Genomic DNA, 25,885 nt, shown 5'->3' on the forward strand with positions numbered 1-25,885 from the left:
CGCAACACTCGTAACAGGCTAGACAGTTGTATGACACACCGCTTAACCTCGAAGGATATCCTCGCGCTGGGCTTCATGACATTTGCCCTGTTTGTCGGCGCGGGTAACATTATTTTCCCGCCCATGGTCGGTATTCAGTCAGGCGAACACGTCTGGACTGCCGCTATTGGCTTTCTGCTCACCGCCGTTGGTCTGCCGGTCATGACGGTTATCGCGCTGGCGCGCGTCGGCGGCGGCATTGACGCCCTTAGCTCGCCGATCGGCAAAACGGCGGGCCTGGTGCTGGCTACCGTCTGCTATCTGGCCGTCGGGCCGCTGTTTGCCACGCCGCGTACCGCGACCGTGTCGTTCGAAGTGGGCATCGCGCCCCTGACCGGCGACGGCGCGCTGCCGCTGCTGGTTTACAGCGTGCTCTATTTTGCGCTGGTGATCGGCATTTCGCTCTATCCGGGCAAACTGCTGGACACCGTGGGCCATTTCCTTGCGCCGCTGAAAATCGTGGCGCTGACCATTTTGGGCGTGGCGGCGCTGCTCTGGCCAGCGGGCACGATTGCCCCTGCGACGGAAGATTATCAGCGTGCGGCCTTCTCCAGCGGTTTCGTCAACGGCTATCTCACCATGGATACCCTGGGCGCGCTGGTGTTCGGCATCGTTATCGTCAATGCGGCGCGTTCGCGCGGCGTAGAGAGCGCCAGCCTGCTGACGCGTTATACCGTGCTGGCCGGTCTTATCGCCGGTGTCGGCCTGACGCTGGTCTACCTGAGCCTGTTTAAGCTCGGCAACGGCAGCGGCGCGCTGGTGGAGCAGAGCGCGAACGGCGCGGCGATCCTGCATGCCTATGTGCAGCAGACCTTTGGCGGCCTGGGCAGCTTCTTCCTCGCGGCGCTGATTTTCGTTGCCTGTATGGTCACGGCGGTCGGCCTGACCTGCGCCTGTGCGGAATTTTTTGCGCAATACCTGCCGTTGTCGTATAAAGCACTGGTCTTTATTCTGGGTCTGTTCTCCATGGTGGTGTCGAACCTCGGCCTGAGCCACCTGATTCAGATCTCCATTCCGGTGCTGACGGCGATTTATCCGCCGTGCATCGTGCTGGTCGTGCTGAGTTTCACCCTGAACTGGTGGAACAAGAGCAGCCGCCTGATTGCGCCGACCATGCTGGTTAGCCTGATTTTCGGCATTATCGACGGCGTGAAAACTACCAGTTTTAAAGATATGCTGCCGGCCTTTAGCCAGCATCTGCCGCTGGCGGATCAGGGACTCGCCTGGCTGCCGCCCGCGCTGGTGATGCTGCTGATCGCGGCGATTGTGGATCGCGTGAAAGGACGCGAGCAGGTTACGGCTCACTCGTAATCGCCACTGCGGTTTTTCTCTGACCACGGGCTTGCCCGTGGTTTTTCTTTTCACAGGTACAGGTTGTTATGCAAGAAACCAATAAGCTCAAACGCGGACTGAGCACGCGCCACATCCGTTTTATGGCGCTGGGATCGGCGATTGGCACCGGACTGTTCTACGGGTCAGCGGATGCGATCAAGATGGCGGGACCGAGCGTGCTGCTCGCCTATATTATCGGCGGCGCGGTGGCCTACATTATTATGCGCGCGCTGGGCGAGATGTCAGTGAACAATCCGCAGGCCAGCTCGTTTTCGCGCTACGCCCAGGATTATCTTGGCCCGCTGGCGGGCTATATCACCGGCTGGACTTACTGCTTTGAAATCCTGATCGTCGCCATCGCCGACGTGACCGCTTTCGGTATTTACATGGGCGTCTGGTTCCCGGAGGTGCCGCACTGGATTTGGGTGCTGAGCGTGGTGCTGATCATCGGCGCGGTTAATCTGATGAGCGTAAGGGTGTTCGGCGAGGTGGAGTTTTGGTTCTCTTTCTTCAAAGTCGCCACCATCATCGTGATGATTGTCGCCGGTTTCGCCATGATTTTCTGGGGCATCGGCAACGGCGGTCAGCCGACCGGCATCCATAACCTGTGGAGCAACGGCGGATTCTTTGCGCACGGCGTGGTCGGGATGCTGCTGTCGCTGCAAATGGTGATGTTCGCCTACGGCGGCATTGAGATTATCGGCATCACCGCTGGCGAAGCCAAAGACCCGGCGCAGTCGATTCCGCGCGCGATTAACTCGGTGCCGATGCGTATTCTGGTGTTCTACGTGGGCACGCTGTTTGTGATTATGTCGATCTATCCCTGGAATCAGGTCGGCACCAACGGTTCGCCCTTTGTTCTGACCTTTCAGCATCTCGGCATTGCCGCTGCGGCGTCGATTCTTAACTTCGTGGTGCTGACGGCTTCGCTGTCGGCGATCAACAGCGACGTGTTTGGCGTGGGCCGTATGCTGCACGGCATGGCGCAGCAGGGCCATGCGCCGAAGATCTTTATGAAGGTGTCAGAGCGCGGTATTCCCTGGGTGACGGTGGTGGTGATGATGGCGGCGATGCTGATCGCGGTCTATCTCAACTACCTGATGCCTGAAAAAGTGTTCCTGGTTATCGCGTCGCTGGCCACCTTCGCCACTGTCTGGGTCTGGATTATGATCCTGCTGTCGCAGATCGCTTTCCGTCGCAAAATCGGCAAAGAGGCGGCCAGCAAGCTGCAGTTTGCCGTGCCGGGCGGAAGCTGGACCTCGCTTTTCGGCGTGCTGTTTCTGGGCTTTATCATCGCGCTGATCGGCTACTTCCCGGATACGCGCATCTCGCTCTACGTCGGACTGGTGTGGATTGTGCTGCTGCTGGCGGGCTATAAGCTGGTACGCAAGGCATAACCGGCAGTGAGACGGAAACGGCCCGCGCAAGAGATTGCGCGGGCCGTTTTGTTTTGGCTGTGGTTTTCGGCTGCGCTACCAGCGGCTGCCGAGCGCGATCTCTACGCCCTGCGGACTCAGATGGTTGTTATCGTAGTAGAGCGGCAGACCCTGCCAGGTCACCAGGCAGCCGCTGCGGTTGCATAAATTTTCCCGCAGCGAGACCACGCGCACGTCGCGCTGCTCATAGCCGCGCAGCAGCCGCGTCAAATCGTCTTCCGGCAGCGAATAGAGCGTGGTGCGTTCGTTCTGCGTGGGTAAGGTTTTCCAGTTGCTTAGCCACTGGCTCAGCTCACGACGCAGCGGCATATTACGATTGTTGCTGTAGCGCAGGGCGTCCAGCGACAGCGCAGGCGCGTCCTCTATCAGCACCACCTTTTTACCCGCCTGACGCAGCCGGGCGATAACGGCATCCATTCCCTGTTTTAAGGCGCTGAGATTGTCCAGGTCGGGATGATTCATATCGCGATAGCCTGCGCCGGGCAGGGTTTCTATGCCTGACGCCCAGAATGCGGTGATCACCACCTCACTGATGCGGTCGCTGAGTATCTCTTTCATCACCGCCTCGTTAAAGGCCGCGCACTGCTTCGCGTGGGCGGGCTGCTGATAGACCGCGCGCGTGACCCCTGCGGTCAGCAGCGGACAGGTCGCTTTCGTAAGCTGATACAGCGGTTTCTGCTGCGCCTCGGCGTAGCGCGCCACGGCGACGCGCATCGCGGCCGCATGGCTGTCTCCCACCAGCGCAATGCCGGGACGCGACGCGTCAGGCTGACAGCGCTTATCCGTCGAGGGCAGGTTAGGACCCGCGTCGAGCAGGCAGGGGTTGGTCTGCGCCGCGATTTTATAGGCTTCGCTGCTGATCACTTTTTCGTTGACGCGCCAGGTCAGGCCGCCGCTCGCCCACAGGCCGACCATCGCCGCCGCCGCCGCCGCCGACATCAAACAGTAGGTGGGAATGACTTTTCGCGGCTGTCTGACCGGACCGCGGAAAGGCTGTTCGACATAGCGCCATGACAGCCAGGCGACAGCCAGCGCGAGCGCGCTGACGCCCAGCCCCTGCGAGACGCTCACCGGACCGTCGCTACAGATGCGCGCCAGCGCCAGCAGCGGCCAGTGCCACAGATACCAGGAGTAGGAGATCTTGCCGATAAAGCGCATCAGCGCATTTTCCAGCACCAGGCGGCTGAGCGCGCCGCGCGCCGCGATCAGCAGGCAGGCCGCCAGCACCGGCAGCAGCGCCAGGTAGCCGGGAAAGGCGTCGCTTTTGTTCAGCGTCAGCGCGCAGTACGCGGTGAGCGCCAGCCCGGCCAGCGTCAGCAGACTGGCGCCGCGGCCGCCGAACGGCTGGGGCTTCCACAGCGCCAGCAGCACGCCGGCGCCGAGTTCCCAGGCGCGCGTCGGCAGCAGATAGAAAGCCTGGGAGCTGTTTTGTGGCGTCAGCCAGATGCAGCCCGCCAGCGACAGCAGGCTCAGCAGCGCCACCAGCCCGAACATCGAGGCGCGCAGTCTGGCCGCCAGCAGCAATATAAACGGCAGCACGACATAGAACTGTTCTTCAATACCCAGCGACCAGGTCATCAGTAGCGGATTGAGATCCGCGGAGGCGCTGAAATAATCGGTTCCCTTGAGCAGAATAATATTTGGCACCGAAAGAAATACGCCAAAACTGTATTTCGCCAGCTGACCATACTCCAGCGGAGAGAGCAGGAAATAACCGATAAACAGCAGACTGAACAGCATGACCATTAGCGCCGGCGCGATACGGCGAATACGGCGCACATAGAACTGATAAAAAGAAAACTGACCGGACGTGATGTCGCGGCTGAGAATGCCGCCGATAAGAAAGCCTGAAATAACAAAGAAAATATCGACACCGACGTAGCCGCCGGGCAGATCGCTGACGCCCGCATGAAACAGCACCACCAGCAGAATAGCAATGGCGCGCAGGCCATCAATATCCGCACGATACCCCTGAGAAGAGAATGTTTTCATTATCTGATTCCCCTGCATCGACCAACGTATTTAACACCGCTTACATCGTTAACCCGCCGCCAATAAAGAAATCGGCGAATCCAGTCGCCGAAATATACAAAAGAGAAAAAATAATGATAAAGGGATGATTGACGCGGCTATCTTAAAACAAAAAAGCGCGGTGAAATCATTCGGGCGGTGAATATAGAAAAGTTCGCAGCGGCGCGGTGAAAATGGTGAAGCGGAGGTTATGGATAAAAGGGCGAGTGATAAGCGATGTTGTAGTGAGATTAAGGTGGGATAAGGGCTGATGCGCGAAAGAGGGCGCGCGCGCAACGTTCAGGCTATCCCTGCGCGTCTGTCCCGCGACGCATCTTATCCTTCAGGCGCGCCTGGACAGGCCAGCGCGCGGCGTTGCGCAGAAACGTCCGGCGTTGTCGTCCGTCGCGGGAGGTGGCGCGCTTCAGGCCCTCTCTCCCGCGTTCTGGACGGGCAAACCTCAGGCTTCTTTAACAGCGGCCGGGCCGAGCAGGGCGTTGATTTGGGCGTAGATAGCCGGATTCGCCAGCAGCACCGGATTGCCGTTTTTCAGTCCGTTATTTGCCAGATAGTCGCTGGCGACGCCGCCCGCTTCGCGCATCAGCACGATACCGGGCAGACTGTCCCAGGGATTCATATGCGCTTCGTAGTAGCCGATCAAGCGGCCTGCGGCGGCCCAGGCGGTGGTGAGCGCGCCGGAGCCGATGCGGATAAACATGCCGCCCTGTTCAAGCAGGCCCTGAATCAGGCTGGCGACAGCCTCTGCCGGCGCGCGGCTGGAGTTGCTCAGCCCCAGCACGCCCTCGCTGAGATGCTGCGCGCTGTGCGCCTGCATGCGCGTTTCGTTGACCCAGGCGCCTTTGCCTGCGCAGGCATGGAACAGCTCCTGATGGTTAGGATCGCAGACCACGCCGATGACGGCTTCTCCGTTGCACAGCACGGCCAGCGAGACGCACCAGTTATGCAGGCCGTTAAGGAAACTGGCGGTGCCGTCAATGGGATCGACCACCCAGATCCAGGTCGCGCCCTCGACATCGCCGCCGCTCTCTTCGCCCAGCACCGCGTCATCGGGGAAGCGTTCGGCAATCAGCGTTTTAATCAGCTCTTCAACGTTGCGATCCGCCTCGCTGACTACATCCTGCAAATCTCGCTTGTGTTCCACCACCAGCTGCTGGCGCTGCTGATACCAGGCGTAAGCGCGGCTGGCGGCCGCACGGGCGATCTCACAGGCGTAATGGTAACGCGCGTCTGTCTCAGTTTGCGAAGCGGATGACATCCTTTCCCTCTAATGATTTATCACACGGCTGAAGCGATTATTCACCAGAAATAGCGGCCTGGCTGCCAGCCATTGTTAAGAAGGGTTTCATTAAGCCGCAAATGCGCAGCGCTGGCAAGCCGGGAAAATCAGAGCGTTTTGCTGCGGGCCAGCGCCATCAGGCGCGGGTAAAAGCGAAAAAACAGCGCCTCCAGCCGGGTGTAGTGATCGAGGAAATCCTGACAGGAGTCGCGCAGCGCAGCGAGACGCGGCCGCCGCCGGGCCATGCCGTCCAGCACGCGCGCCATATAGGCGGGTTCGGCGTAGCGCTCCAGCCAGCGTTCGCGCCACATCACCGCATTAAGCGCCTGAAAGCTCTCCGGCGTGCCCGGCAGAGAGGGCATGATGCTCTGTTCCGCGAAGCGCGAGAAATCGGCCAGCGTCACCTCCGGGCTGAAGCGATGCCAGTGACGCGCCAGAAAATGGTCCCAGACCACATCCAGCGTGATGGGCGCGACGCGACGGGTCTCAGGCCGGAACAGCGGACGCGCTTCCTGCACCTCAGGCAGATTATCGGTCATCGCATCCAGGCGGCGGTGCATCAGAATGCCGTCGGCGACCGGCGTTGGCCAGTGCTCATAGGGATTGCCGCGCACAAAGTCGGCCAGCAAGTTGCCAGGCAGCGAGCTTTCAGCGAGGTGGGCGAGGTGAAGATGGGCAAGAAAGTTCATGCCGCATTATAGCCAGAAGTGCGGATGCGCAGCCAGTTGTTCAGAATTGGCCGCTTTTCCGCTAAACTGTGCCGCCTGTTTTTCGCCAGAGATAAGAAATTAGCCATGCGTGTTGCCGATTTTGCCTTTGAGTTGCCTGAATCTTTAATCGCCCACTATCCGCAGGCGCAGCGTAGCGGCTGCCGCTTACTGTCGCTGGACGGGCCAGGCGGGCAGCTGACGCACGGCGTTTTTACCGACGTGCTGGAGAAGCTGAACCCCGGCGATCTGCTGGTATTTAACAATACCCGCGTCATCCCGGCGCGCGTTTTCGGTCGCAAGGCGAGCGGCGGTAAAATCGAAATGCTGGTCGAGCGTATGCTGGACGACAAGCGCGTGCTGGCGCACGTTCGCGCCTCTAAAGCCCCGAAGCCGGGCGCGCAGCTACTGCTGGGCGATGACGAAAGCGTCAGGGCCACGATGGTGGCGCGCCATGACACCCTGTTTGAGATCGCCTTTGAAGATGACCGCGCGGTGCTGGATATTCTTAACAGCGTTGGCCACATGCCGCTGCCGCCCTATATCGATCGTCCCGACGAAGAGGCGGACCGCGAGCTGTATCAGACGGTCTACAGCGCGCGTCCGGGCGCCGTCGCCGCCCCGACTGCCGGTCTCCATTTTGACGAGCCGCTGCTGGCGGCGCTGCGCGAAAAGGGCGTAGAAATGGCCTTTGTCACGCTGCACGTCGGCGCAGGCACGTTCCAGCCGGTGCGCGTCGACAGCATCGAAGAGCATGTGATGCACTCGGAATATGCCGAAGTGCCGCAGGAGGTGGTCGATGCGGTGCTGGCGTGCAAAGCGCGCGGCAATAAAGTGGTGGCCGTGGGCACCACCTCGGTGCGTTCGCTGGAGAGCGCCGCGCAGGCGAGCAAAGAGGCGCTGATTGCGCCGTTCTTCGACGATACCCAGATTTTTATCTATCCCGGCTATCACTACCAGGTGATCGACGCGCTGATCACCAATTTCCATCTGCCGGAATCGACTCTGATTATGCTGGTATCGGCGTTCGCCGGCTATCAGCACACCATGACGGCCTATCAGGCCGCCGTGGCCGAACAGTATCGCTTCTTCAGCTATGGCGACGCGATGTTCATTACGAAAAATCCCCAGGCGCCGCAGGAGAAAATCGGCGCCTGATGACGTCCGGTTTATGGCTGCGCCGTAAACTGCTTGTTTAACTATCGCATCAGACTGTTTCTCTGATGGAGGCTTTGTGAAGTTTGAACTTGATACCACAGACGGTCGCGCGCGCCGCGGCCGTCTGATTTTCGATCGCGGCGTGGTGGAAACCCCGGCGTTTATGCCAGTGGGCACCTACGGCACGGTTAAGGGCATGACGCCGGAAGAGGTGCAGGATACCGGCGCGCAGATTATTCTCGGCAATACCTTCCATCTCTGGCTGCGTCCCGGCCAGGAGATTATGAAGCTGCACGGCGATCTGCACGACTTTATGCAGTGGAAAGGCCCGATCCTCACCGACTCCGGCGGCTTTCAGGTATTTAGCCTCGGCGACATTCGTAAGATCACCGAAGCGGGCGTGCACTTCCGTAACCCGATCAACGGCGATCCCATCTTCCTCGATCCCGAAAAGTCGATGGAGATCCAGTACGATCTGGGGTCGGACATCGTGATGATCTTCGACGAGTGCACGCCGTATCCGGCCGACTGGGACTATGCGAAGCGCTCAATGGAGATGTCGCTGCGCTGGGCGAAACGCAGCCGCGACCGCTTTGACAGCCTGGGCAATAAAAATGCGCTGTTCGGCATTATCCAGGGTTCTGTTTACGAAGATTTACGTGATGTCTCGGTCAAAGGTCTGGTGGAGATTGGCTTTGATGGGTACGCTGTGGGCGGCCTGGCCGTAGGCGAACCCAAAGAGGATATGCATCGCATCCTTGAGCACGTTTGCCCGCAAATCCCGCAGGACAAACCTCGTTATCTGATGGGCGTCGGCAAACCGGAAGATTTGGTGGAAGGCGTTCGTCGCGGCGTGGATATGTTTGACTGCGTGATGCCGACGCGCAACGCGCGCAACGGCCACCTGTTTGTGACGGACGGCGTGGTGAAAATCCGTAACGCGAAGCATAAAGATGACACCTCGCCGCTGGATGCGGAGTGTGATTGCTACACCTGTCGCAATTACAGCCGCGCCTACTTGCATCATCTCGATCGCTGCAACGAAATACTCGGCGCGCGTTTGAATACTATCCACAATCTGCGCTATTACCAGCGTCTGATGGCGGGTTTACGCCAGGCTATCGAAGAGGGTAAATTGGAGCACTTTGTTAGCGAGTTCTATCAACGGACGGGCAAAGCGGTTCCGCCGTTAAACGTCTGAAATTCTATCAATGAGGGAAATTAAATGAGCTTTTTCATTTCTGACGCCGTGGCTGCCGCAGGTGCACCGTCGCAGGGAAGTCCGTATTCTCTGGTGATCATGCTGGTGGTCTTTGGCCTGATTTTTTACTTCATGATCCTGCGTCCGCAGCAAAAGCGTGCGAAAGAGCACAAAAAGCTGATGGACTCCATCTCCAAAGGTGACGAAGTGCTGACCAGCGGTGGTCTGGTAGGCCGCGTGACCAAAGTGTCCGACACGGGCTATGTTTCTATCGCCCTGAACGAGACCAACGAAGTGGTTATCAAACGTGATTTCGTAGCTGCCGTCCTGCCGAAAGGTACGATGAAAGCGCTGTAATTTTTACTTCCCTAAGGGAACTGCCGTGTTAAATCGTTATCCTTTGTGGAAGTACGTGATGCTGGTCGTCGTTATCCTCGTCGGCCTGCTGTATGCGCTTCCCAACCTGTATGGTGAGGATCCGGCCGTTCAGATCACTGGCGCGCGCGGCGGCGCCGCCAGTGAGCAAACGTTGGATCAGATTCAGAGCCTGTTAAAACAAGAGAATATCCAGAGCAAATCTCTCGCGCTGGAAAATGGCGCTATTATGGCGCGCTTCGCCAATACCGACGTGCAGCTGCGCGCTCGTGAAGCGATCATGAATAAGCTGGGCGAAAACTATGTCGTCGCGCTTAACCTGGCTCCGGCGACGCCGCGCTGGTTAAGTATGCTGGCGGCTGAGCCGATGAAGCTCGGTCTGGATCTGCGCGGTGGCGTGCACTTCCTGATGGAAGTGGATATGGACACTGCGCTGAGCAAACTGCAAGAGCAGAATGCCGACAGCCTGCGCAGCGACCTGCGTGAAAAGAATATCCCTTACACCAACGTCAATAAAATCGCTAACTACGGCGTTGAAATCCGTTTCCGCGACGGCAGCAGCCGCGACGATGCGGTTAACTGGCTGACCACGCGTCATCGCGACATGGTGATCTCCTCCAGCGGCAGCGATGCACTGCGTGCGGTGATGAGCGACGCGCGCCTCAGCGAAGCGCGTGAATATGCCGTTCAGCAGAACATCACTATCCTGCGTAACCGCGTTAACCAGCTTGGCGTTGCCGAACCGCTGGTGCAGCGTCAGGGAGCGGACCGCATTGTGGTCGAGCTGCCGGGTATTCAGGATACGGCGCGCGCCAAAGAGATCCTCGGCGCGACAGCGACGCTGGAGTTCCGCCTGGTCAACACCACCGCCGATCCGACGGCCGCTGCCAATGGCCGCGTGCCGGGCGACTCAGAAGTGAAGCAGACGCGTGAAGGCCAGCCGGTCGTGCTCTATAAGCGCGTTATCCTGACCGGTGACCACATCACCGATTCCACGTCGAGCATGGATGAGTACAACCAGCCGCAGGTGAATATTTCACTGGACGGCGCGGGCGGCAACATCATGTCTAACTTCACCAAGGACAATATCGGCAAGCCGATGGCGACCCTGTTTGTGGAGTACAAAGACAGCGGTAAGAAAGACGCGAACGGTCGCGCGGTGCTGGTGAAGCAGGAAGAGGTGATTAACGTCGCCAATATCCAGTCTCGCCTGGGCAACAGCTTCCGCATCACCGGCATCAACAACCCGAACGAAGCGCGCCAGCTGTCGCTGCTGCTGCGTGCGGGCGCGCTGATTGCGCCGATTCAGATCGTGGAAGAGCGCACCATCGGCCCGACCATGGGCGCGCAGAACATCACCCAGGGACTGGAAGCCTGCCTGTGGGGTCTGATCGCCTCGATTCTGTTTATGGTGGTGTTCTATAAGAAGTTCGGCCTGATCGCCACCAGCGCGCTGCTGTGTAACCTGGTGCTGATTGTCGGCGTCATGTCGCTGCTGCCGGGCGCTACGCTGACCATGCCGGGTATTGCCGGTATCGTGTTGACGCTGGCGGTGGCGGTAGATGCGAACGTACTGATCAACGAACGTATTAAGGAAGAGCTGAGAAACGGACGTTCCGTGCAGCAGGCGATTCATGAAGGCTACAAAGGAGCCTTCTCCAGTATCGTCGATGCCAACGTAACGACGCTGATCAAGGTTATCATCCTGTATGCGGTTGGTACGGGTTCAATCAAAGGCTTTGCGATTACCACCGCAATTGGTATCGCCACCTCGATGTTTACCGCGATCGTTGGAACGCGCGCCATCGTGAACCTGGTGTACGGCGGCAAACGCATCAACAAGCTGTCTATCTGAGGAGTGCGTTGTGGCACAGGAATACAATATTGAACAGCTGAACCACGGGCGTAAAGTTGTCGACTTTATGCGCTGGGACACGCTGGCGTTTATCATCTCCGGCCTGCTGATCGTGGCGTCGATTGCCATGGTCTCAGTGCGCGGTTTCAACTGGGGTCTCGACTTTACCGGCGGAACGGTTATCGAGATTAACCTGGAGAAACCGGCCGAGCTGGATACGCTGCGTGACGGGCTGGAAAAAGCGGGCTATGCCGATCCTGTCGTGCAGAACTTTGGCAGCAGCCGTGACGTTATGGTGCGTATGGCGCCGATGGACGGTCCGGCAGGCCAGGAGCTGGGCAACAAGATCATTACTATCATCAATCAGACCGCGCAGCAGAACGCGACCGTGAAGCGCATTGAGTTCGTCGGCCCAAGCGTGGGCAACGATCTGGCGCAGGCGGGGGCGATGGCGCTGCTGGCGGCGCTGATTGCGATTCTGATCTATATCGGTTTTCGCTTTGAGTGGCGTCTGGCGCTCGGCACCGTACTGGCGCTGGCGCACGACGTGATCATCACCTGCGGTATTTTGTCGCTGGCGCACATCGAAATCGACCTGACGATTGTCGCCTCGCTGATGTCGGTGATTGGCTACTCGCTCAACGATAAGATCGTGGTCTCCGACCGTATTCGTGAGAACTTCCGCAAGATCCGCCGCGGCTCTTCTTACGATATCACCAACGTGTCGCTGACCCAGACGCTGAGCCGTACCCTGATCACCTCGCTGACCACCCTGGCGATGATCCTGATCCTGTTCATCTTTGGCGGCGCGCTGCTGAAAGGCTTCTCGCTGACCATGCTGATCGGTGTCTCTATCGGTACGATTTCGTCAATTTATGTCTCTTCTGCGCTGGCGCTGAAGCTGGGCATGAAGCGCGAACATATGCTGGTGCAGAAAGTGGAAAAAGAGGGCGCGGATCAGCCTTCTATTCTGCCGTAACGCGCCGAGTCATAAAAAGCTGAGTAATAAAAAAGGGCTGCCGATGGCAGCCCTTTTTGCTGGCGCGTTTTCCTACTGCGCAGGAACGGCAGGCGCGTCGCCGACGACGTCGTGTACGCGCACAAAACCAGGCTGATCCGGCGCGAAGCCGCTCAGACGCAGCGGCACCGTAACCGAGGCGCGCGGCAACAGCGCGGCGGGCACCTCAATGCTCTGGCTCAGACTGCTGGCTTCCAGCGGTTTACCGGTGGTCGGGTCCAGCTCGCCCCATACGACGCGCGCGCGCAGCGCGGGCACCGTCCCGCTGCCGGTCGCGCTGATAGTAAGATTCGCGCGCGCGCCGTTGGCTTCGGGGGCAAAGCGGGTCAGCGACAGGCGCAGCGTGCCGAGCTGAGTTTGCAGCTCCACAGGCGTGTTGGCCTGTGGGATCAGCCAGGCGCCCTGAGCGGAATTGCTGTTAAGCTGCCCCTGGGTTTCGATAGCGCTCGCCTGAGTTGTCAGATGGCGCATCTGCTGATTCAGCTGGCTCACTTCCTGATGCAGCTGATTCACTTTTGGGCTGGTCGGCGCAGAGGCGCAGCCGCTCAACAGCGTAACGGCACACGCCAGCGAAGCCCAAACCGTCCTGATCATAACGTCGTCCTTGTGGGTTATTTAGGAATGCGTAATACCTGGCCTGGATAGATTTTATCAGGGTGGGTCAGCATCGGTTTATTCGCTTCGAAAATCTTGTTGTACTCGTTAGCATTGCCATACAGGGTTTTTGAAATCGCGCTCAGGGTGTCGCCTTTTTTTACGGTGTAAAATTCGGCTTCTGGTGCGTTGTCGGCCACTTTCACCTGATCGTCCACTTTGGTAATGCCCGCCACGTTACCGGCCGCCACCAGAATTTTCTCTTTCAGCTCCTGAGAAATGCCGTCGCCGCTCACCGTTACGGTGTCGCCGTTTACCGCCACGTTCACTTTGTCGCTGTCAGGTAAGCCCAGCTTGTCGATATGATCCTTCAGCTTTTTGCTGGCATCGTCATGGCCGGAGACCGCATCCCACAGTTTTTCGCCTGCCTCTTTCACAAAGTTAAACAAACCCATATATCCTCCAGATTATCGTGGTGTAAGCCGTCGTTCTGACGACAACACTAAGCATAGTCACATTCTCGCTACGTCTCCTGCTATCAGACAAAAGTGGAAAGGCACGCTTATACATTTTGTTGACATGGCATTCGCGCTACACTGTGTGGCCCATTTATTTCGCGTCAGGAAACGTCATGCACTGCCCATTCTGCTCTGCTGTGGACACCAAAGTCATTGATTCACGTCTGGTTAGTGAAGGTTCGTCTGTGCGTCGCCGACGTCAGTGTCTGGTGTGCCATGAACGTTTCACCACCTTTGAAGTGGCGGAGCTGGTTATGCCGCGAGTGGTAAAAAGCAATGACGTGCGCGAACCTTTTAACGAAGACAAGCTCAGCAGCGGCATGATGAAGGCGCTGGAGAAGCGCCCGGTCAGCGCCGATGCGGTTGAGAGCGCAGTGAATCATATTAAAACGCAGCTGCGCGCCACCGGCGAGCGGGAGATCCCCAGCAAGCTGATCGGCAACCTGGTAATGGATGAGCTGAAGAAGCTTGATAAGGTGGCCTACATTCGCTTTGCCTCGGTTTACCGCAGCTTTGAAGATATTCGCGATTTCGGCGCGGAAATTGCGAAGCTACAGGATTAACCATGACCGATGAACGCTATATGGCGCGCGCGCTGGAGCTGGCGCGACGCGGTCGTTTTACCACCACGCCTAATCCTAACGTCGGCTGCGTTATTGTGCGCGACGGCGAGGTGGCAGGCGAGGGCTGGCACCAGCGCGCGGGCGAGCCGCATGCCGAAGTGCACGCCCTGCGCATGGCAGGCGACAAGGCGCGCGGCGCGACCGCCTACGTCACCCTGGAGCCGTGCAGTCATCATGGCCGCACGCCGCCGTGCTGCGACGCGCTGATAGCCGCAGGCGTCAGTCGGGTGGTCGCCGCGATGCAGGACCCCAATCCGCAGGTGGCCGGTCGCGGTCTCTATCGGCTTCAGCAGGCGGGCATCGAGGTCAGCCACGGCCTGATGATGGCGGAGGCGGAAGCGCTGAATCGCGGTTTTCTGAAGCGGATGCGCACCGGCTTTCCCTGGGTGCAGCTCAAGCTCGGCGCGTCGCTGGACGGCCGTACGGCGATGGCGAGCGGCGAAAGCCAGTGGATTACCTCGTCGGCGGCGCGGCGCGACGTGCAGCGCCTGCGCGCGCAGAGTTCAGCTATTCTCAGCAGTAGCGCTACCGTGCTGGCAGACGATCCTTCGCTGACGGTGCGCTGGGACGAGCTGGACAGCGAGACGCAGTCGCTGCTGGAACCTTCAGCGCTGCGCCAGCCGCTGCGCGTGATTATCGACAGTCACAATCGCGTCACGCCGCAGCATAAACTGATCGCGCAGCCGGGCGAAACCTGGCTGATGCGCGCCGCGCCGGATGCGCAGGCCTGGCCAGAGAGCGTCACGCAGATTGCCGTCCCGCCGCGCGGCGAACGGCTCGATCTGGTGGCGCTGCTGATGCTGCTGGGCAAACGCCAGGTGAACAGCCTGTGGGTTGAAGCGGGCGCGTCGCTGGCCGGCGCGCTATTGCAGGCGGGCGTGGTGGACGAACTGATCGTCTATCTGGCGCCGAAGCTGCTCGGCGACGCCGCGCGCGGTCTGTGCCAGCTGCCCGGCTTAGAACGTCTGGCGGATGCGCCTGCCTTTTCATTTAGCGACGTGCGTCAGGTGGGGCCCGATTTGCGCCTGACGCTGACGCCGCGCTGAGCGCGGCGGAAAAGCGAGAGCACGTCGCCAAAGAGTGTGATAGAATCCGCCCCCCTGCGGGGCCATAACAAAACCCTGAAAGGATAAGTATGAAAGTTATCGAAGCTGCTGTTGCCACACCTGAGGCCAATGTCGCCATCGTCATCGCGCGTTTTAACAACTTCATCAACGACAGTCTGCTGGACGGCGCGATCGATGCCCTGAAGCGTATCGGTCAGGTGAAAGACGAAAACATCACCGTTGTCTGGGTGCCTGGCGCGTACGAACTGCCGCTGGCAGCCCGCGCGCTGGCGAACAGCGGCAAGCACGACGCCATTGTGGCGCTGGGCACCGTCATCCGCGGCGGCACCGCTCACTTTGAATATGTCGCCGGCGAAGCCAGCTCCGGCATTGCCAGCGTGGCGATGACCAGCGAAATCCCGGTGACCTTCGGCGTGCTGACCACTGAAAACATCGAGCAGGCTATTGAGCGTGCCGGTACTAAAGCGGGTAACAAAGGCGCCGAAGCGGCCCTGACCGCACTCGAAATGATTAACGTATTGAAAGCCATCAAAGCCTGATTTTTGTAAGGGGAATTTTGTGAAACCTGCTGCTCGTCGCCGCGCCCGCGAGTGCGCTGTCCAGGCGCTTTACTCCTGGCAGTTGTCCAACAACGACATTGCCGATGTGGAATACCAGTTTCTGGCGGAACAGGACGTCAAAGACGTCGACATTACCTATTTCCGCGAACTGCTGTCCGGTGTGGCGACCAACAGCACATACCTGGACGGGTTGATGAAACCTTACCTGTCGCGCCAGCTGGAAGAGCTGGGCCAGGTTGAAAAAGCGATCCTGCGTATTTCGCTGTATGAACTGAGCAAGCGCGATGATGTGCCCTATAAAGTGGCGATCAACGAAGGCATCGAGCTGGCGAAAGTATTTGGCGCCGAAGACAGCCATAAGTTTGTTAACGGCGTGCTGGATAAAGCCGCTCCACAAATTCGACCCAATCGCAAATAAATAAAAGGCCAGCTGCGTGCTGGCCTTTTTCATCTGTAAGCGGAACGTAACCATGTCCTGTGGCGAATTTGAACTCATCGCACGCTACTTCAATCGCAGAACGCGCAGCCGTCGGGATGTTGAAACCGGCATTGGCGACGATTGCGCGCTGATGAGCGTGCCGGAGAAACAGACGCTGGCGATCAGCACCGACACGCTGGTGGCGGGCATCCACTTTTTACGCGACATCCATCCGGCCGATCTCGGCTACAAAGCGCTGGCGGTCAATCTCAGCGATCTGGCGGCGATGGGCGCCGATCCGGCCTGGCTGACGCTGGCGCTGACGCTGCCGGAGGTGGATGAAAGCTGGCTGGCGGCCTTTAGCGAGAGCCTGTTTGAGCTGCTGGAGTACTACGATATGCAGCTGGTGGGCGGCGATACCACGCGCGGCCCGCTGAGTCTGACGCTCGGCATTCACGGCCTGGTGCCGCAGGGGCGCGCCCTGAAACGCTCTGGCGCGAAGCCGGGCGACTGGATCTATGTTACCGGCACGCTGGGCGACAGCGCGGCGGGGCTGGCGCTGTTGCAGCATCATCGCCGCATCGACGATCCGGCGGTGCATGAGGCGCTGATCAAGCGTCATCTGCGCCCGATGCCGCGTATCCTTCAGGGGCAGGCGCTGCGATCGCTGGCCTCGGCGGCGATCGATATCTCCGACGGCCTGATTTCCGATCTCGGCCATATTCTCAAAGCCAGCGGCTGCGGCGCGCGACTCCATCTGGACGCGCTGCCGCTGTCACCGGCGCTGCGCGATCACTTTGAGCCTGAGCAGGTGCTGCGCTGGGCGCTGAGCGGCGGCGAGGATTATGAGCTGTGCTTTACCGTGCCGGAGATCAATCGCGGCGCGCTCGATGTTGCGCTGGGCCACCTCGGCGTCGCTTTTACCTGCATCGGGCAGCTAATGCCGGAAGCCGAAGGGCTGACGCTGCTGGATCAGGGTAAACCGGCCACCTTCAGCCATAAGGGTTTTGATCACTTTGACGCGAAATAAAGATGTGGCGAAGAGCCGTCTGCGCATGGGGAATCCCTGGCATCTGCTCGCCACGGGCTTTGGCAGCGGACTCAGCCCCTACGTGCCTGGCACTATGGGTTCGCTGGCGGCGATCCCGTTCTGGTGGCTGATGGCGCGCCTGCCGCAGGACCTCTACTCGCTGATTGTGCTGGTTGGTATCAGCACTGGCGTCTATATCTGCCATCGCACGGCAAAAGATATGGGCGTGCACGATCACGGCAGCATCGTCTGGGATGAGTTTATCGGCATGTGGATCACGCTGATGGCGATTCCGGTCAACAGCTGGCAGTGGGTGCTGGCCGGTTTTGTGGTGTTCCGCATTTTTGATATGTGGAAGCCCTGGCCGATCCGCTGGTTCGATCGTAACGTGCACGGCGGCATGGGCATTATGGTGGACGATATTATCGCCGGGGTGATCTCAGCGGCGCTGCTCTATGCGGCAGGGGCGTGGCTGGCGGCCTGACAGGCTGCCATAGTGTGCCCACGCGGGTGGTATGGGCCGATCGCAAAGTCGCTCAAGGCGTCCATGCTCGCTCGGCCCGCGCCATCCCTGGCGCGGGACGCTTTGCTCTTCTGCCCATGCCACCCGCTTGTTGTGACATTGTGCGGCCTGAAAGAGAACTTTATTCGAAGCCTACTACTGGATGGGGCTGATAAACCGTTTCCAGCTCGGCAATCTCCTCAGCACTCAGTTCCACCTCAACCGCTTTCACCAGGTCCGCCAGCTGCTCGGCGCGCGATGCGCCGATAATCGGCGCGGTCACGGCAGGCTTATGCAGCAGCCAGGCGAGCGCCACCTGCGCGCGGCTCACGCCTTTACGCGCCGCAATCGCCTCTACGCGCTGCGCGATGGCCGCATCGTTCTCCTCAGTGGCGTGATAAAGGGTTTTGCCGTACTCGTCCGAGGCGGTACGCGCGGTGGCTTCGCCCCAGGGACGCGTCAGGCGACCGCGCGCCAGCGGACTCCAGGGCAGCACGGCGATATTCTCCGCCAGGCAAAGCGGGTGCATCTCGCGCTCTTCTTCGCGCTGAATCAGATTGTACTGATCCTGCATACTGACAAACGGCGCCCAGCCGTGCTGGCGCTGGGTATACACCGCTTTGGCGAACTGCCAGGCATACATGGAAGAGGCGCCGATATAACGCGCTTTGCCCGCTTTCACCACGTCGCTTAACGCCTCCAGCGTCTCTTCCAGCGGCGTGTCGTAGTCCCAGCGGTGGATTTGCAGCAGATCCACATACTCCATATCCAGACGTGTCAGGCTGTCGTCGATCGACTGCATGATGTTTTTGCGCGACAGACCCTGCGACAGATTGCTGAGGGGAAAATAGACTTTGGTCGCGACCACGACATCTTCACGGCGCGCAAACTCTTTTAGCGCGCGGCCCACAATCTCTTCGCTGCTGCCGTCGGAATAGCTGTTCGCCGTATCGAAAAAGTTAATGCCCGCCTCCAGCGCCTGCTGGATCAGCGGACGGCTACTCTCTTCCGGCAACGTCCAGGCGTGACGGCCTCGATCCGGCTCGCCGAATGTCATACAGCCGAGACAAAGACGGGAAACCTGAAGGTCGGTGTTACCTAACTGAGTGGTTTTCATGACGGCTCCTGCTATGCATTTAACAATCGGGTAAGCATAGCAGGAGAGAGGGGCAGGGGAATTTACCGGTCGTGCCAGCTTTCAATCTGCTGCTGGATGCCTTGCGCATCCAGCTGGTAATCGCGACGCACTTCGTCCTGCGTACCCTGCGGGATAAATTCGTCCGGCAGGCCGAGGTTCAGCACCGGCACGCGCAGACGCTTCGCCATCACCACTTCGTTGACGCCGCTGCCCGCGCCGCCTTTGATCGCGCCTTCTTCCAGCGTAATCAGCGACTCGTGGCTCTGCGCCAGCTCAGCGATAAGGGCTTCATCCAGCGGCTTCACAAAACGCATATCCACCAGCGTGGCGTTGAGCGCTTCCGCCGCTTGCGCCGCCGCAGGCAGCAGGGTGCCAAAGTTAAGGATCGCCAGCTTCTCGCCCTGACGCTTCACCACGCCTTTGCCCAGCGGCAGACTTTGCAGCGGCGTCAGCTCAACGCCAACCGCATTGCCGCGCGGATAGCGCACCGCGCTCGGCCCATCCTGATAGTGATAGCCGGTATAGAGCATCTGGCGACATTCGTTCTCGTCGCTCGGCGTCATAATCACCATGTCAGGCACGCAGCGCAGGAAGGCGAGATCGAAGGCGCCCTGATGCGTCTGTCCGTCGGCGCCGACGATGCCGCCGCGATCGATGGCGAACAGCACCGGCAGTTTCTGAATCGCCACGTCGTGAATCACCTGATCGTAGGCGCGCTGTAAGAAGGTGGAGTAGATGGCCACAATCGGCTTATAGCCGCCGATCGCCATGCCGGCCGCGAACGTCACCGCGTGCTGCTCGGCAATCGCCACATCAAAGTACTGCGACGGAAAGCGACGAGAAAATTCCACCATGCCGGAGCCTTCGCGCATCGCCGGCGTCACCGCCATTAACTTCGCATCGTCCTGGGCCATTTCGCACAGCCAGTTGCCGAAAATCTTGGAATAGCTCGGCAGTCCCTCGGCGCTTTTGGGCAGCGCGCCGCTGGCGGGATCGAACTTCGGCACCGCGTGCCAGGTAATGGGATCTTCTTCCGCCGGGGCGTAGCCTTTGCCCTTTTTGGTCATAATGTGCAAAAACTGCGGCCCTTTCAGGCTGCGCATGTTCTTCAGCGTGTTAACCAGCATCAGTACGTCATGACCGTCGACCGGGCCGATATAGTTAAAGCCCAGCTCTTCAAACAGCGTGCCGGGAACGACCATGCCTTTCAGGTGCTCTTCGGTGCGCTTGACCAGCTCTTTGATCGGCGGCAGTCCGCCCAGCACGCGCTTGCCGCCTTCGCGCAGGCGCGAGTAAGTTTTTCCAGAGAGGATCTGCGCCAGGCGGTTATTGAGCGCGCCGACGTTTTCGGAAATCGACATCTCGTTGTCGTTCAGCACCACCAGCATATCGGGCTTGATGTCGCCCGCGTGGTTCATCGCCTCAAACGCCATACCGGCGGTAATGGCCCCGTCGCCAATGATACAGGCGGTGCGACGGCCCAGACCTTCGCGCTCCGCCGCCGCCGCCATGCCCAGCCCGGCGCTGATCGAGGTCGAAGAGTGGCCGACGCTCAGCACGTCATATTCACTTTCGCCGCGCCACGGAAAAGGGTGCAGCCCGTTTTTCTGCCGGATCGTGCCGATGCGATCGCGGCGGCCGGTCAGGATTTTATGCGGATAAGCCTGATGCCCCACATCCCATACCAGATGGTCGAACGGGGTGTTATAGACGTAATGCAGCGCAACGGTCAGCTCGACAACGCCCAGACCCGAAGCGAAATGGCCGCTGGAGCGGCTGACGCTGTCCAGCAGGTATTGACGAAGTTCGTCGCACAGCGCCGGAAGCGACTCTTTCGGCAGCGCGCGCAGCTCCTCAACGGTGCTTGCCTGCGCCAGTGTCGGGTATTTTGCAATATCAAAACTCATCAGAGACTCATTATCGAAGTTATTTGTCGCGTTCAATTACGAAGCTTGCCAGCGCCTGCAATGCTGTGGTGTCTAACGATTGCGCGGCAAGAATGTCCAGCGCGCTCAGCGCTTGCTGGTAAAGCTCCCTGGCCTTTATACGGGCGTTGTCCAGACCCAGCAGCGATGGATAGGTGCTCTTCTCCAGCGCCTGATCGGCACCCTGTTTTTTGCCGGTAACCGCGCTGTCGCCGACCACATCCAGAATATCGTCCTGTACCTGGAAGGCGAGTCCGATAGCATCGGCGTAGCGATCGAGCGCCGGCAGCGCAGCGCGTCCGCGCTCGCCCGCCGCCAGTGCGCCAAGCCTTACGGCGGCGCGGATCAGCGCCCCGGTTTTATGGCGGTGGATCTGTTCCAGCTGCTCCAGACCGACGCGCTGGCCTTCCGCCGCCAGATCGAGCGCCTGACCGCCGCACATGCCTGCCACGCCGCTGGCGCGCGCCAGTTCGGCGATCATAGCAAGACGATTCGCGTCGCTGACGCCCGGCATCGGTTCATCGGCCAGGATGGAAAAAGCCAGCGTTTGCAGCGCATCGCCTGCCAGTATCGCCGTATCTTCGCCATATTTAATATGGCAGGTCGGCTGGCCGCGGCGTAGTGCGTCGTCATCCATCGCGGGCAGGTCATCATGAATAAGAGAGTAGGCGTGGATGCACTCAACGGCGGCGGCTGGCGCATCAAGGCTTGCCGGATCGGCATTTAGCATTTCGCCCGTGGCGTACACCAGAAAGGGGCGCAGACGTTTACCGCCTAAGAGTGCCCCATAGCGCATAGCGTTGACCAGAGGAGAACTCTGAAAAGGTAGTGGATCTAATAAGCGCGACAGCGCGGCGTTTACGCGTTCCGGGTAAACGCTCAGCAGTTGAGTAAAATCCATTAACTGTTTTCCGGCGTGAAGGCGCTCAGATCGGCGTCTTTATCATCGCTGAGCAAAATGCGTACGCGCTGCTCGGCCTGTTGTAATGTTTGCTGTCCGGTACGCGCCAGCTGGACGCCGCGCTCAAACTCATTCAGCGCCTCTTCCAGCGGCAGCTCGCCGCTCTCCAGTCGGCTGACGATCTGTTCCAGCTGCTGTAAGGAGGTTTCAAAACTGGCAGGCGATTCGGCTTTTTTCGGCATATTCAGTGTCGACTCACGTGTAAAACTTGATCTCGTAATCGGTCATGGTAGCGGAGAGCGTTTGATTAGCAAAATAATCAATGTGACTGCGGTTGCAGAAGCAGTCATCTGACAAAGGTGATATACTCTCGCGCCTCGGATGCGGCTGCGCCCTTTAGCCCGCAATATTATGATTTTATCAGCTAAGTGCCGCGCGCTCGCACTTATTTGCCCAACGAATTTGTGTCGCCATGAAGTTTATCGTCAAGTTATTTCCCGAAATCACCATTAAAAGTCAGTCGGTGCGACTGCGCTTTATTAAAATCCTGACCGGCAACATTCGCAATGTGCTGAAAACCGTTGGCGAAGAGATTGCCGTGGTGCGTCACTGGGATCACATTGAAGTCCGTTCAAAAGATGAAGGGCTGCGCGGCGTGATTGTTGATGAGCTGACCCGCATTCCCGGTATTCATCACGTTCTGTCCGTAGAGGATCGCCCCTACACCGACGTCCACAATATTTTTGAGCAGACGCTGGCGCTGTATGGCAGCAGCCTGCAAAACAAAACCTTCTGCGTGCGCGTAAAACGCCGCGGCAAACATGAGTTTAGCTCGCAGGACGTAGAACGCTACGTGGGCGGCGGTCTGAATCAGCACATCGCCAGCGCGAAGGTGCAGCTGAATAAGCCGGACGTGACCGTTCATCTCGAAATTGAGGATCAGCGTCTGCTGCTTATCACCGGCCGCTATGAAGGACTGGGCGGTTTCCCGATCGGCACGCAGGAAGATGTGCTGTCGCTGATCTCCGGCGGCTTCGATTCCGGCGTCTCCAGCTATATGCTGCTGCGTCGCGGCTGCCGCGTGCACTACTGCTTCTTTAACCTCGGCGGCGCGGCGCATGAAATCGGCGTGCGTCAGGTTGCGCACTATCTCTGGAACCGCTTCGGCCGCTCGCATCGCGTGCGTTTTGTGGCGATTAATTTCGAACCCGTGGTCGGCGAAATTCTGGAAAAAGTGGATGACGGTCAGATGGGCGTGGTGCTGAAGCGTATGATGGTGCGCGCCGCCTCTATGGTGGCGGAGCGCTACGGCGTACAGGCGCTGGTCACCGGCGAAGCACTGGGCCAGGTCTCCAGCCAGACGCTGACCAACCTGCGCCTGATCGATAACGCCTCTGACACCCTGATCCTGCGTCCGCTGATTTCGCATGACAAAGAGCACATCATTAAGATCGCGCGCGACATCGGCACGGAAGATTTTGCCCGCACTATGCCGGAGTATTGCGGCGTGATTTCAAAAAGCCCGACGGTAAAAGCGGTGAAGGCGAAAATCGAGGCGGAAGAGCAAAACTTCGACTTCAGCATTCTGGACCGCGTGGTGGAAGAGGCGAATAACGTCGACATCCGCGACATCGCCGAGCAGGCGCAGGAAGAGGTGGTGGAAGTCGAAACCGTTGACTCTTTCGGCGCGGATGAGTGGGTGCTGGATATTCGCGCCATCGACGAGCAGGAAGAGAAGCCGCTGAAGCTGGAAGGCACCGAGGTGAAATCGCTGCCGTTCTATAAGCTCAGCACGCAGTTTGGCGACCTTGACCAGAGCAAAACCTGGCTGCTCTACTGCGATCGCGGCGTGATGAGCAAACTTCAGGCGCTCTACCTTCACGAACAGGGCTTTAAAAACGTGAAGGTGTATCGTCCGTAATAAAAAGGGCTGCGCGCTGAGCGCAGCCTTTTTTTATTCGGTGTAGTCGTAAATGCCTGCCGCCAGCACCAGCTGAGAGGCGACCTGCGCCGCTTTCTCTTTGCCTGCCAGCAGATCGATCAGCTTCAGCGCAAAATCCATCGCCGTACCCGGCCCCTGGCTGGTCAGCAGGTTGACGCGCGGATCCCAGACCACGCGCCTCTCCATCCATTTCTCCGCCGGGATCGTCTCTTTTAATCCGGGGAAGCCGGTCATATTGCCCACCGGGAACAGGTCATGCGGCACCAGCACGGTGCCCGCTGCCGCGCAGATTGCCGCAACGATGCGGCCGGAGAGGTGAAACTGACGAACGGTTTCCACCAGCAGCGGACTGTCGCGAAAGGTTTCCGCGCCTTTCAGTCCGCCCGGCAGCACAATCGCGGCATAATCGTTGTCGGCAACCTCAACCAGCGGCGCATCCGCCAGCAGACGCACGCCGCGCGAACAGATAATCTCTCGCGTGCCGTCGCTCTCTACGCTGGCGGTCACCACCTTTAGTCCGCCGCGCACCAGTAAATCAATAGTGGTGACCGCTTCGGTCTCTTCACTGCCATGTGCGAGGCAAACCAGAACGGCTGTGTTCGCGGTCATAATGGGACTCCTTGCGTTTTACCAGTTCATACAGGCGGGTGTTTTCCGGCACGGCAATGCCCTGCGCGCGCGCGCGTCGCAGCAGAAAGCCGGTAATGTAATCGATTTCGGTCAGGCGCTGCGCGCGCACGTCCTGAAGCATCGAAGAGGTGTTTGCCGCCGTGGTTTCAATCACGTCGTAAACAATGTCTTTCAGACTGTCGGCGTTGATGTGCTGGCCTTCGCGTTCCATTACCCAGCTCAGCTCGCGGCAGAGCTGGTTAATCTGCTCTGGCCAGGCGCGCAGCGCGCCATTCTGGCAGTCGTGCTCGACGGTGAGAGGATTAATCACGCAGTTGACCGCCAGCTTGCGCCAGCAGGCGGCGGCGATATTGTCGTGCCAGGCGACGTCCGGCAGCGCCGCGTGCAGAATGTCGGCCAGATCGCTCCAGGCGGCGCTTTTGCGGTTGGCAGGACCGATATGCGTAATCCCGCTGGCGACGTGTTTAATCACCGTTCCGTCGCGCATCGCCGCGTGCGTGGTAATACCGCGCAGCAGCGGCTGGCTGAGACCTTTTAACTCCTCCAGCGTGCCCATACCGTTGTGCAGCAGCAGCACAGGGCAATCGTCCGACAAAACGCTCTGTAAGTTGCGCACCGCGGGAGAAACCTGCGGTGCCTTTAGCGTTACCAGCAGCAGCTGGCTGTCGGCCAGAAAAAGCGGATCGTTAGCGATAAAGGTATTGTTGCTGACCTGGCCCTGATAATCGATGACGTTAACGGAACAGTAGGGCTGCGGCACGCGCAGCCATCCCTGAACCTCATGACCCTGGCGTGCAAGGGCAGCGAGCCAGATCTGCCCAATGGCCCCGCAACCCAACACGGTAATTTTCATACTGCCTCCCGCTGGCGGGTTTGTTGTTTGTTCTTTACTACACAGCGATAAGTATAGCGTTACGCGCAGCCTGATTTTATTTAGTGCGGCAAGACGCGTATTATGCATGTCACTTTAGCGTCAGGAGAAGAAGAGATGCCATCTTTCGATATCGTTTCAGAAATCGACATGCAGGAAGTCCGCAATGCGGTCGAAAATGCCAACCGTGAATTAACGACCCGCTTCGATTTTCGTAACGTCAGCGCCAGTTTCGAGCTAAACGAAAAGAGCGAAACCATTAAGGTGACCAGCGAATCCGACTTTCAGGTAAAACAGCTGGTGGATATGCTGCGCGAGAAGATGCTCAAGCGCGGCATTGAGGGAGCGGCGCTGGATATTCCTGAGGAGATCGAGCACAGCGGCAAGAGCTGGAGCGTGGATGCCAAAATGAAAAAAGGCATTGAAACCGACGTGGCGAAAAAGATCGTTAAGCTGATCAAAGACAGCAAGATCAAGGTGCAGACGCAGATTCAGGGTGACTCGCTGCGCGTGACCGGCAAATCGCGCGACGATTTGCAGAGCGCAATGGCGCTGGTGCGCGGCGGCAACCTCGGCCAGCCGTTCCAGTTTAAAAACTTCCGCGATTAATCCTCTCTGGCGTGCGGCAGGTGATCTGCTGCACGCTTTGCTTACTGCGCCTGCTTTCCCCCTCTTCCCCTGCGTTAAATCAATATGCTTTCCGGCCAGGCTATGCAAATCTCTTGATGAAACCCTCAA

General features: G+C 59.1%; 26 protein-coding genes. 15 read left to right on the plus strand and 11 right to left on the minus strand.

The features are described from left to right. Window positions 1–30 precede the first annotated feature (30 nt). Together brnQ and proY are read left to right on the plus strand one after the other, a co-directional pair. Window positions 31–1,350: a branched-chain amino acid transporter carrier protein BrnQ gene (brnQ, locus tag BBB56_RS03360; protein WP_123798796.1), complete on the plus strand. Its 1,320-nt coding sequence runs from the start codon at window positions 31–33 to the stop codon at window positions 1,348–1,350. A gap of 68 nt (window positions 1,351–1,418) precedes the next feature. Continuing rightward, entirely contained in the window at window positions 1,419–2,768 is a 1,350-nt protein-coding gene (gene proY / locus BBB56_RS03365) for a proline-specific permease ProY (RefSeq protein WP_123798798.1), read from the plus strand. A 75-nt stretch (window positions 2,769–2,843) separates the two neighbouring features. Here the strand turns inward: proY and BBB56_RS03370 are convergent, their stop codons facing one another. From BBB56_RS03370 to BBB56_RS03380, 3 genes are all read right to left on the minus strand, one after another. Further along, a complete protein-coding gene (locus tag BBB56_RS03370; RefSeq protein WP_123798800.1) occupies window positions 2,844–4,799 on the minus strand; it encodes an acyltransferase family protein in 1,956 nt (651 codons plus the stop codon). Window positions 4,800–5,277: 478 nt separating this feature from the next. Then, window positions 5,278–6,093, minus strand: a complete 816-nt coding sequence (locus BBB56_RS03375) for an inositol monophosphatase family protein (RefSeq protein WP_123798801.1) — start codon at window positions 6,091–6,093, stop codon at window positions 5,278–5,280. Window positions 6,094–6,221: 128 nt separating this feature from the next. Next, complete coding sequence (locus BBB56_RS03380; RefSeq protein WP_123798803.1) at window positions 6,222–6,803, minus strand: ACP phosphodiesterase; 582 nt, start codon at window positions 6,801–6,803, stop codon at window positions 6,222–6,224. 105 nt (window positions 6,804–6,908) lie between these two features. On the opposite strand from BBB56_RS03380, the gene queA reads away from it, so the two are divergent. From queA to secF, 5 genes are all read left to right on the plus strand, one after another. Continuing rightward, complete coding sequence (gene queA, locus BBB56_RS03385; protein ID WP_123798805.1) at window positions 6,909–7,979, plus strand: tRNA preQ1(34) S-adenosylmethionine ribosyltransferase-isomerase QueA; 1,071 nt, start codon at window positions 6,909–6,911, stop codon at window positions 7,977–7,979. Window positions 7,980–8,055: 76 nt separating this feature from the next. Then, window positions 8,056–9,180, plus strand: coding sequence for a tRNA guanosine(34) transglycosylase Tgt (gene tgt / locus BBB56_RS03390; RefSeq protein WP_123798807.1), 1,125 nt, complete (start codon window positions 8,056–8,058; stop codon window positions 9,178–9,180). 24 nt (window positions 9,181–9,204) lie between these two features. After that, a complete protein-coding gene (gene yajC / locus BBB56_RS03395) occupies window positions 9,205–9,537 on the plus strand; it encodes a preprotein translocase subunit YajC (RefSeq protein ID WP_031374695.1) in 333 nt (110 codons plus the stop codon). Between the two features lie 25 nt (window positions 9,538–9,562). Continuing rightward, window positions 9,563–11,410, plus strand: a complete 1,848-nt coding sequence (gene secD, locus BBB56_RS03400; RefSeq protein ID WP_123798809.1) for a protein translocase subunit SecD — start codon at window positions 9,563–9,565, stop codon at window positions 11,408–11,410. Window positions 11,411–11,420: 10 nt separating this feature from the next. After that, window positions 11,421–12,389 carry a protein translocase subunit SecF gene (gene secF / locus BBB56_RS03405; protein ID WP_123798811.1) on the plus strand — a complete coding sequence of 323 codons (969 nt, stop codon included), beginning with the start codon at window positions 11,421–11,423 and terminating at the stop codon, window positions 12,387–12,389. A 72-nt stretch (window positions 12,390–12,461) separates the two neighbouring features. Here the strand turns inward: secF and BBB56_RS03410 are convergent, their stop codons facing one another. Beyond that, a complete protein-coding gene (locus BBB56_RS03410) occupies window positions 12,462–13,022 on the minus strand; it encodes a SadB/YajI family lipoprotein (RefSeq protein ID WP_123798813.1) in 561 nt (186 codons plus the stop codon). 17 nt (window positions 13,023–13,039) lie between these two features. Continuing rightward, window positions 13,040–13,477, minus strand: coding sequence for a peptidoglycan-binding protein LysM (gene lysM / locus BBB56_RS03415; protein WP_123798815.1), 438 nt, complete (start codon window positions 13,475–13,477; stop codon window positions 13,040–13,042). 176 nt (window positions 13,478–13,653) lie between these two features. Here lysM and nrdR point away from each other — a divergent pair, with 176 nt between their 5' ends. From nrdR to pgpA, 6 genes are all read left to right on the plus strand, one after another. Continuing rightward, window positions 13,654–14,103 carry a transcriptional regulator NrdR gene (nrdR, locus tag BBB56_RS03420; protein WP_120451265.1) on the plus strand — a complete coding sequence of 150 codons (450 nt, stop codon included), beginning with the start codon at window positions 13,654–13,656 and terminating at the stop codon, window positions 14,101–14,103. Between the two features lie 2 nt (window positions 14,104–14,105). Continuing rightward, window positions 14,106–15,209, plus strand: a complete 1,104-nt coding sequence (gene ribD / locus BBB56_RS03425) for a bifunctional diaminohydroxyphosphoribosylaminopyrimidine deaminase/5-amino-6-(5-phosphoribosylamino)uracil reductase RibD (RefSeq protein WP_123798817.1) — start codon at window positions 14,106–14,108, stop codon at window positions 15,207–15,209. An 89-nt stretch (window positions 15,210–15,298) separates the two neighbouring features. Next, window positions 15,299–15,769: a 6,7-dimethyl-8-ribityllumazine synthase gene (ribH, locus tag BBB56_RS03430; protein ID WP_123798819.1), complete on the plus strand. Its 471-nt coding sequence runs from the start codon at window positions 15,299–15,301 to the stop codon at window positions 15,767–15,769. Between the two features lie 19 nt (window positions 15,770–15,788). Next, window positions 15,789–16,208, plus strand: coding sequence for a transcription antitermination factor NusB (gene nusB / locus BBB56_RS03435; protein WP_123798820.1), 420 nt, complete (start codon window positions 15,789–15,791; stop codon window positions 16,206–16,208). Window positions 16,209–16,260: 52 nt separating this feature from the next. Next, window positions 16,261–17,238, plus strand: coding sequence for a thiamine-phosphate kinase (thiL, locus tag BBB56_RS03440; protein ID WP_123798822.1), 978 nt, complete (start codon window positions 16,261–16,263; stop codon window positions 17,236–17,238). Further along, the gene (gene pgpA / locus BBB56_RS03445; RefSeq protein WP_123798824.1) at window positions 17,225–17,722 is read left to right on the plus strand and encodes a phosphatidylglycerophosphatase A; all 498 of its coding nucleotides are present in this window, start codon (window positions 17,225–17,227) and stop codon (window positions 17,720–17,722) included. The genes thiL and pgpA overlap by 14 nt, the downstream gene beginning before the upstream one ends. A gap of 160 nt (window positions 17,723–17,882) precedes the next feature. On the opposite strand, the gene BBB56_RS03450 is transcribed toward pgpA, so the two are convergent. The 4 genes from BBB56_RS03450 to xseB form a co-directional block, all read right to left on the minus strand. Further along, entirely contained in the window at window positions 17,883–18,857 is a 975-nt protein-coding gene (locus tag BBB56_RS03450) for an aldo/keto reductase (protein WP_123798826.1), read from the minus strand. 62 nt (window positions 18,858–18,919) lie between these two features. Continuing rightward, window positions 18,920–20,785 carry a 1-deoxy-D-xylulose-5-phosphate synthase gene (gene dxs / locus BBB56_RS03455; protein ID WP_123798828.1) on the minus strand — a complete coding sequence of 622 codons (1,866 nt, stop codon included), beginning with the start codon at window positions 20,783–20,785 and terminating at the stop codon, window positions 18,920–18,922. 19 nt (window positions 20,786–20,804) lie between these two features. After that, window positions 20,805–21,704, minus strand: coding sequence for a (2E,6E)-farnesyl diphosphate synthase (ispA, locus tag BBB56_RS03460; RefSeq protein ID WP_123798830.1), 900 nt, complete (start codon window positions 21,702–21,704; stop codon window positions 20,805–20,807). After that, the gene (gene xseB, locus BBB56_RS03465) at window positions 21,704–21,946 is read right to left on the minus strand and encodes an exodeoxyribonuclease VII small subunit (protein WP_123798833.1); all 243 of its coding nucleotides are present in this window, start codon (window positions 21,944–21,946) and stop codon (window positions 21,704–21,706) included. The genes ispA and xseB overlap by 1 nt, the downstream gene beginning before the upstream one ends. A 230-nt stretch (window positions 21,947–22,176) precedes the next feature. Between xseB and thiI the strand changes: the two genes are divergently transcribed. Continuing rightward, window positions 22,177–23,625 (plus strand): tRNA uracil 4-sulfurtransferase ThiI, encoded by a 1,449-nt coding sequence (gene thiI, locus BBB56_RS03470; protein ID WP_123798835.1) that lies wholly within the window; start codon window positions 22,177–22,179, stop codon window positions 23,623–23,625. A gap of 33 nt (window positions 23,626–23,658) precedes the next feature. Here the strand turns inward: thiI and yajL are convergent, their stop codons facing one another. Both yajL and panE read right to left on the minus strand, forming a co-directional pair. Further along, a complete protein-coding gene (gene yajL / locus BBB56_RS03475) occupies window positions 23,659–24,255 on the minus strand; it encodes a protein deglycase YajL (RefSeq protein ID WP_123798837.1) in 597 nt (198 codons plus the stop codon). Further along, window positions 24,209–25,129: a 2-dehydropantoate 2-reductase gene (gene panE / locus BBB56_RS03480; protein WP_123798839.1), complete on the minus strand. Its 921-nt coding sequence runs from the start codon at window positions 25,127–25,129 to the stop codon at window positions 24,209–24,211. Before panE ends, yajL begins: the two co-directional genes overlap by 47 nt. 135 nt (window positions 25,130–25,264) lie before the next feature. Here panE and BBB56_RS03485 point away from each other — a divergent pair, with 135 nt between their 5' ends. Further along, complete coding sequence (locus BBB56_RS03485) at window positions 25,265–25,756, plus strand: YajQ family cyclic di-GMP-binding protein (RefSeq protein ID WP_123798841.1); 492 nt, start codon at window positions 25,265–25,267, stop codon at window positions 25,754–25,756. The last annotated feature ends 129 nt before the right edge of the window (window positions 25,757–25,885 follow it).

Source organism: Candidatus Pantoea deserta (assembly GCF_003813865.1).
Classification (GTDB): Bacteria; Pseudomonadota; Gammaproteobacteria; order Enterobacterales; family Enterobacteriaceae; genus Pantoea; species Pantoea deserta.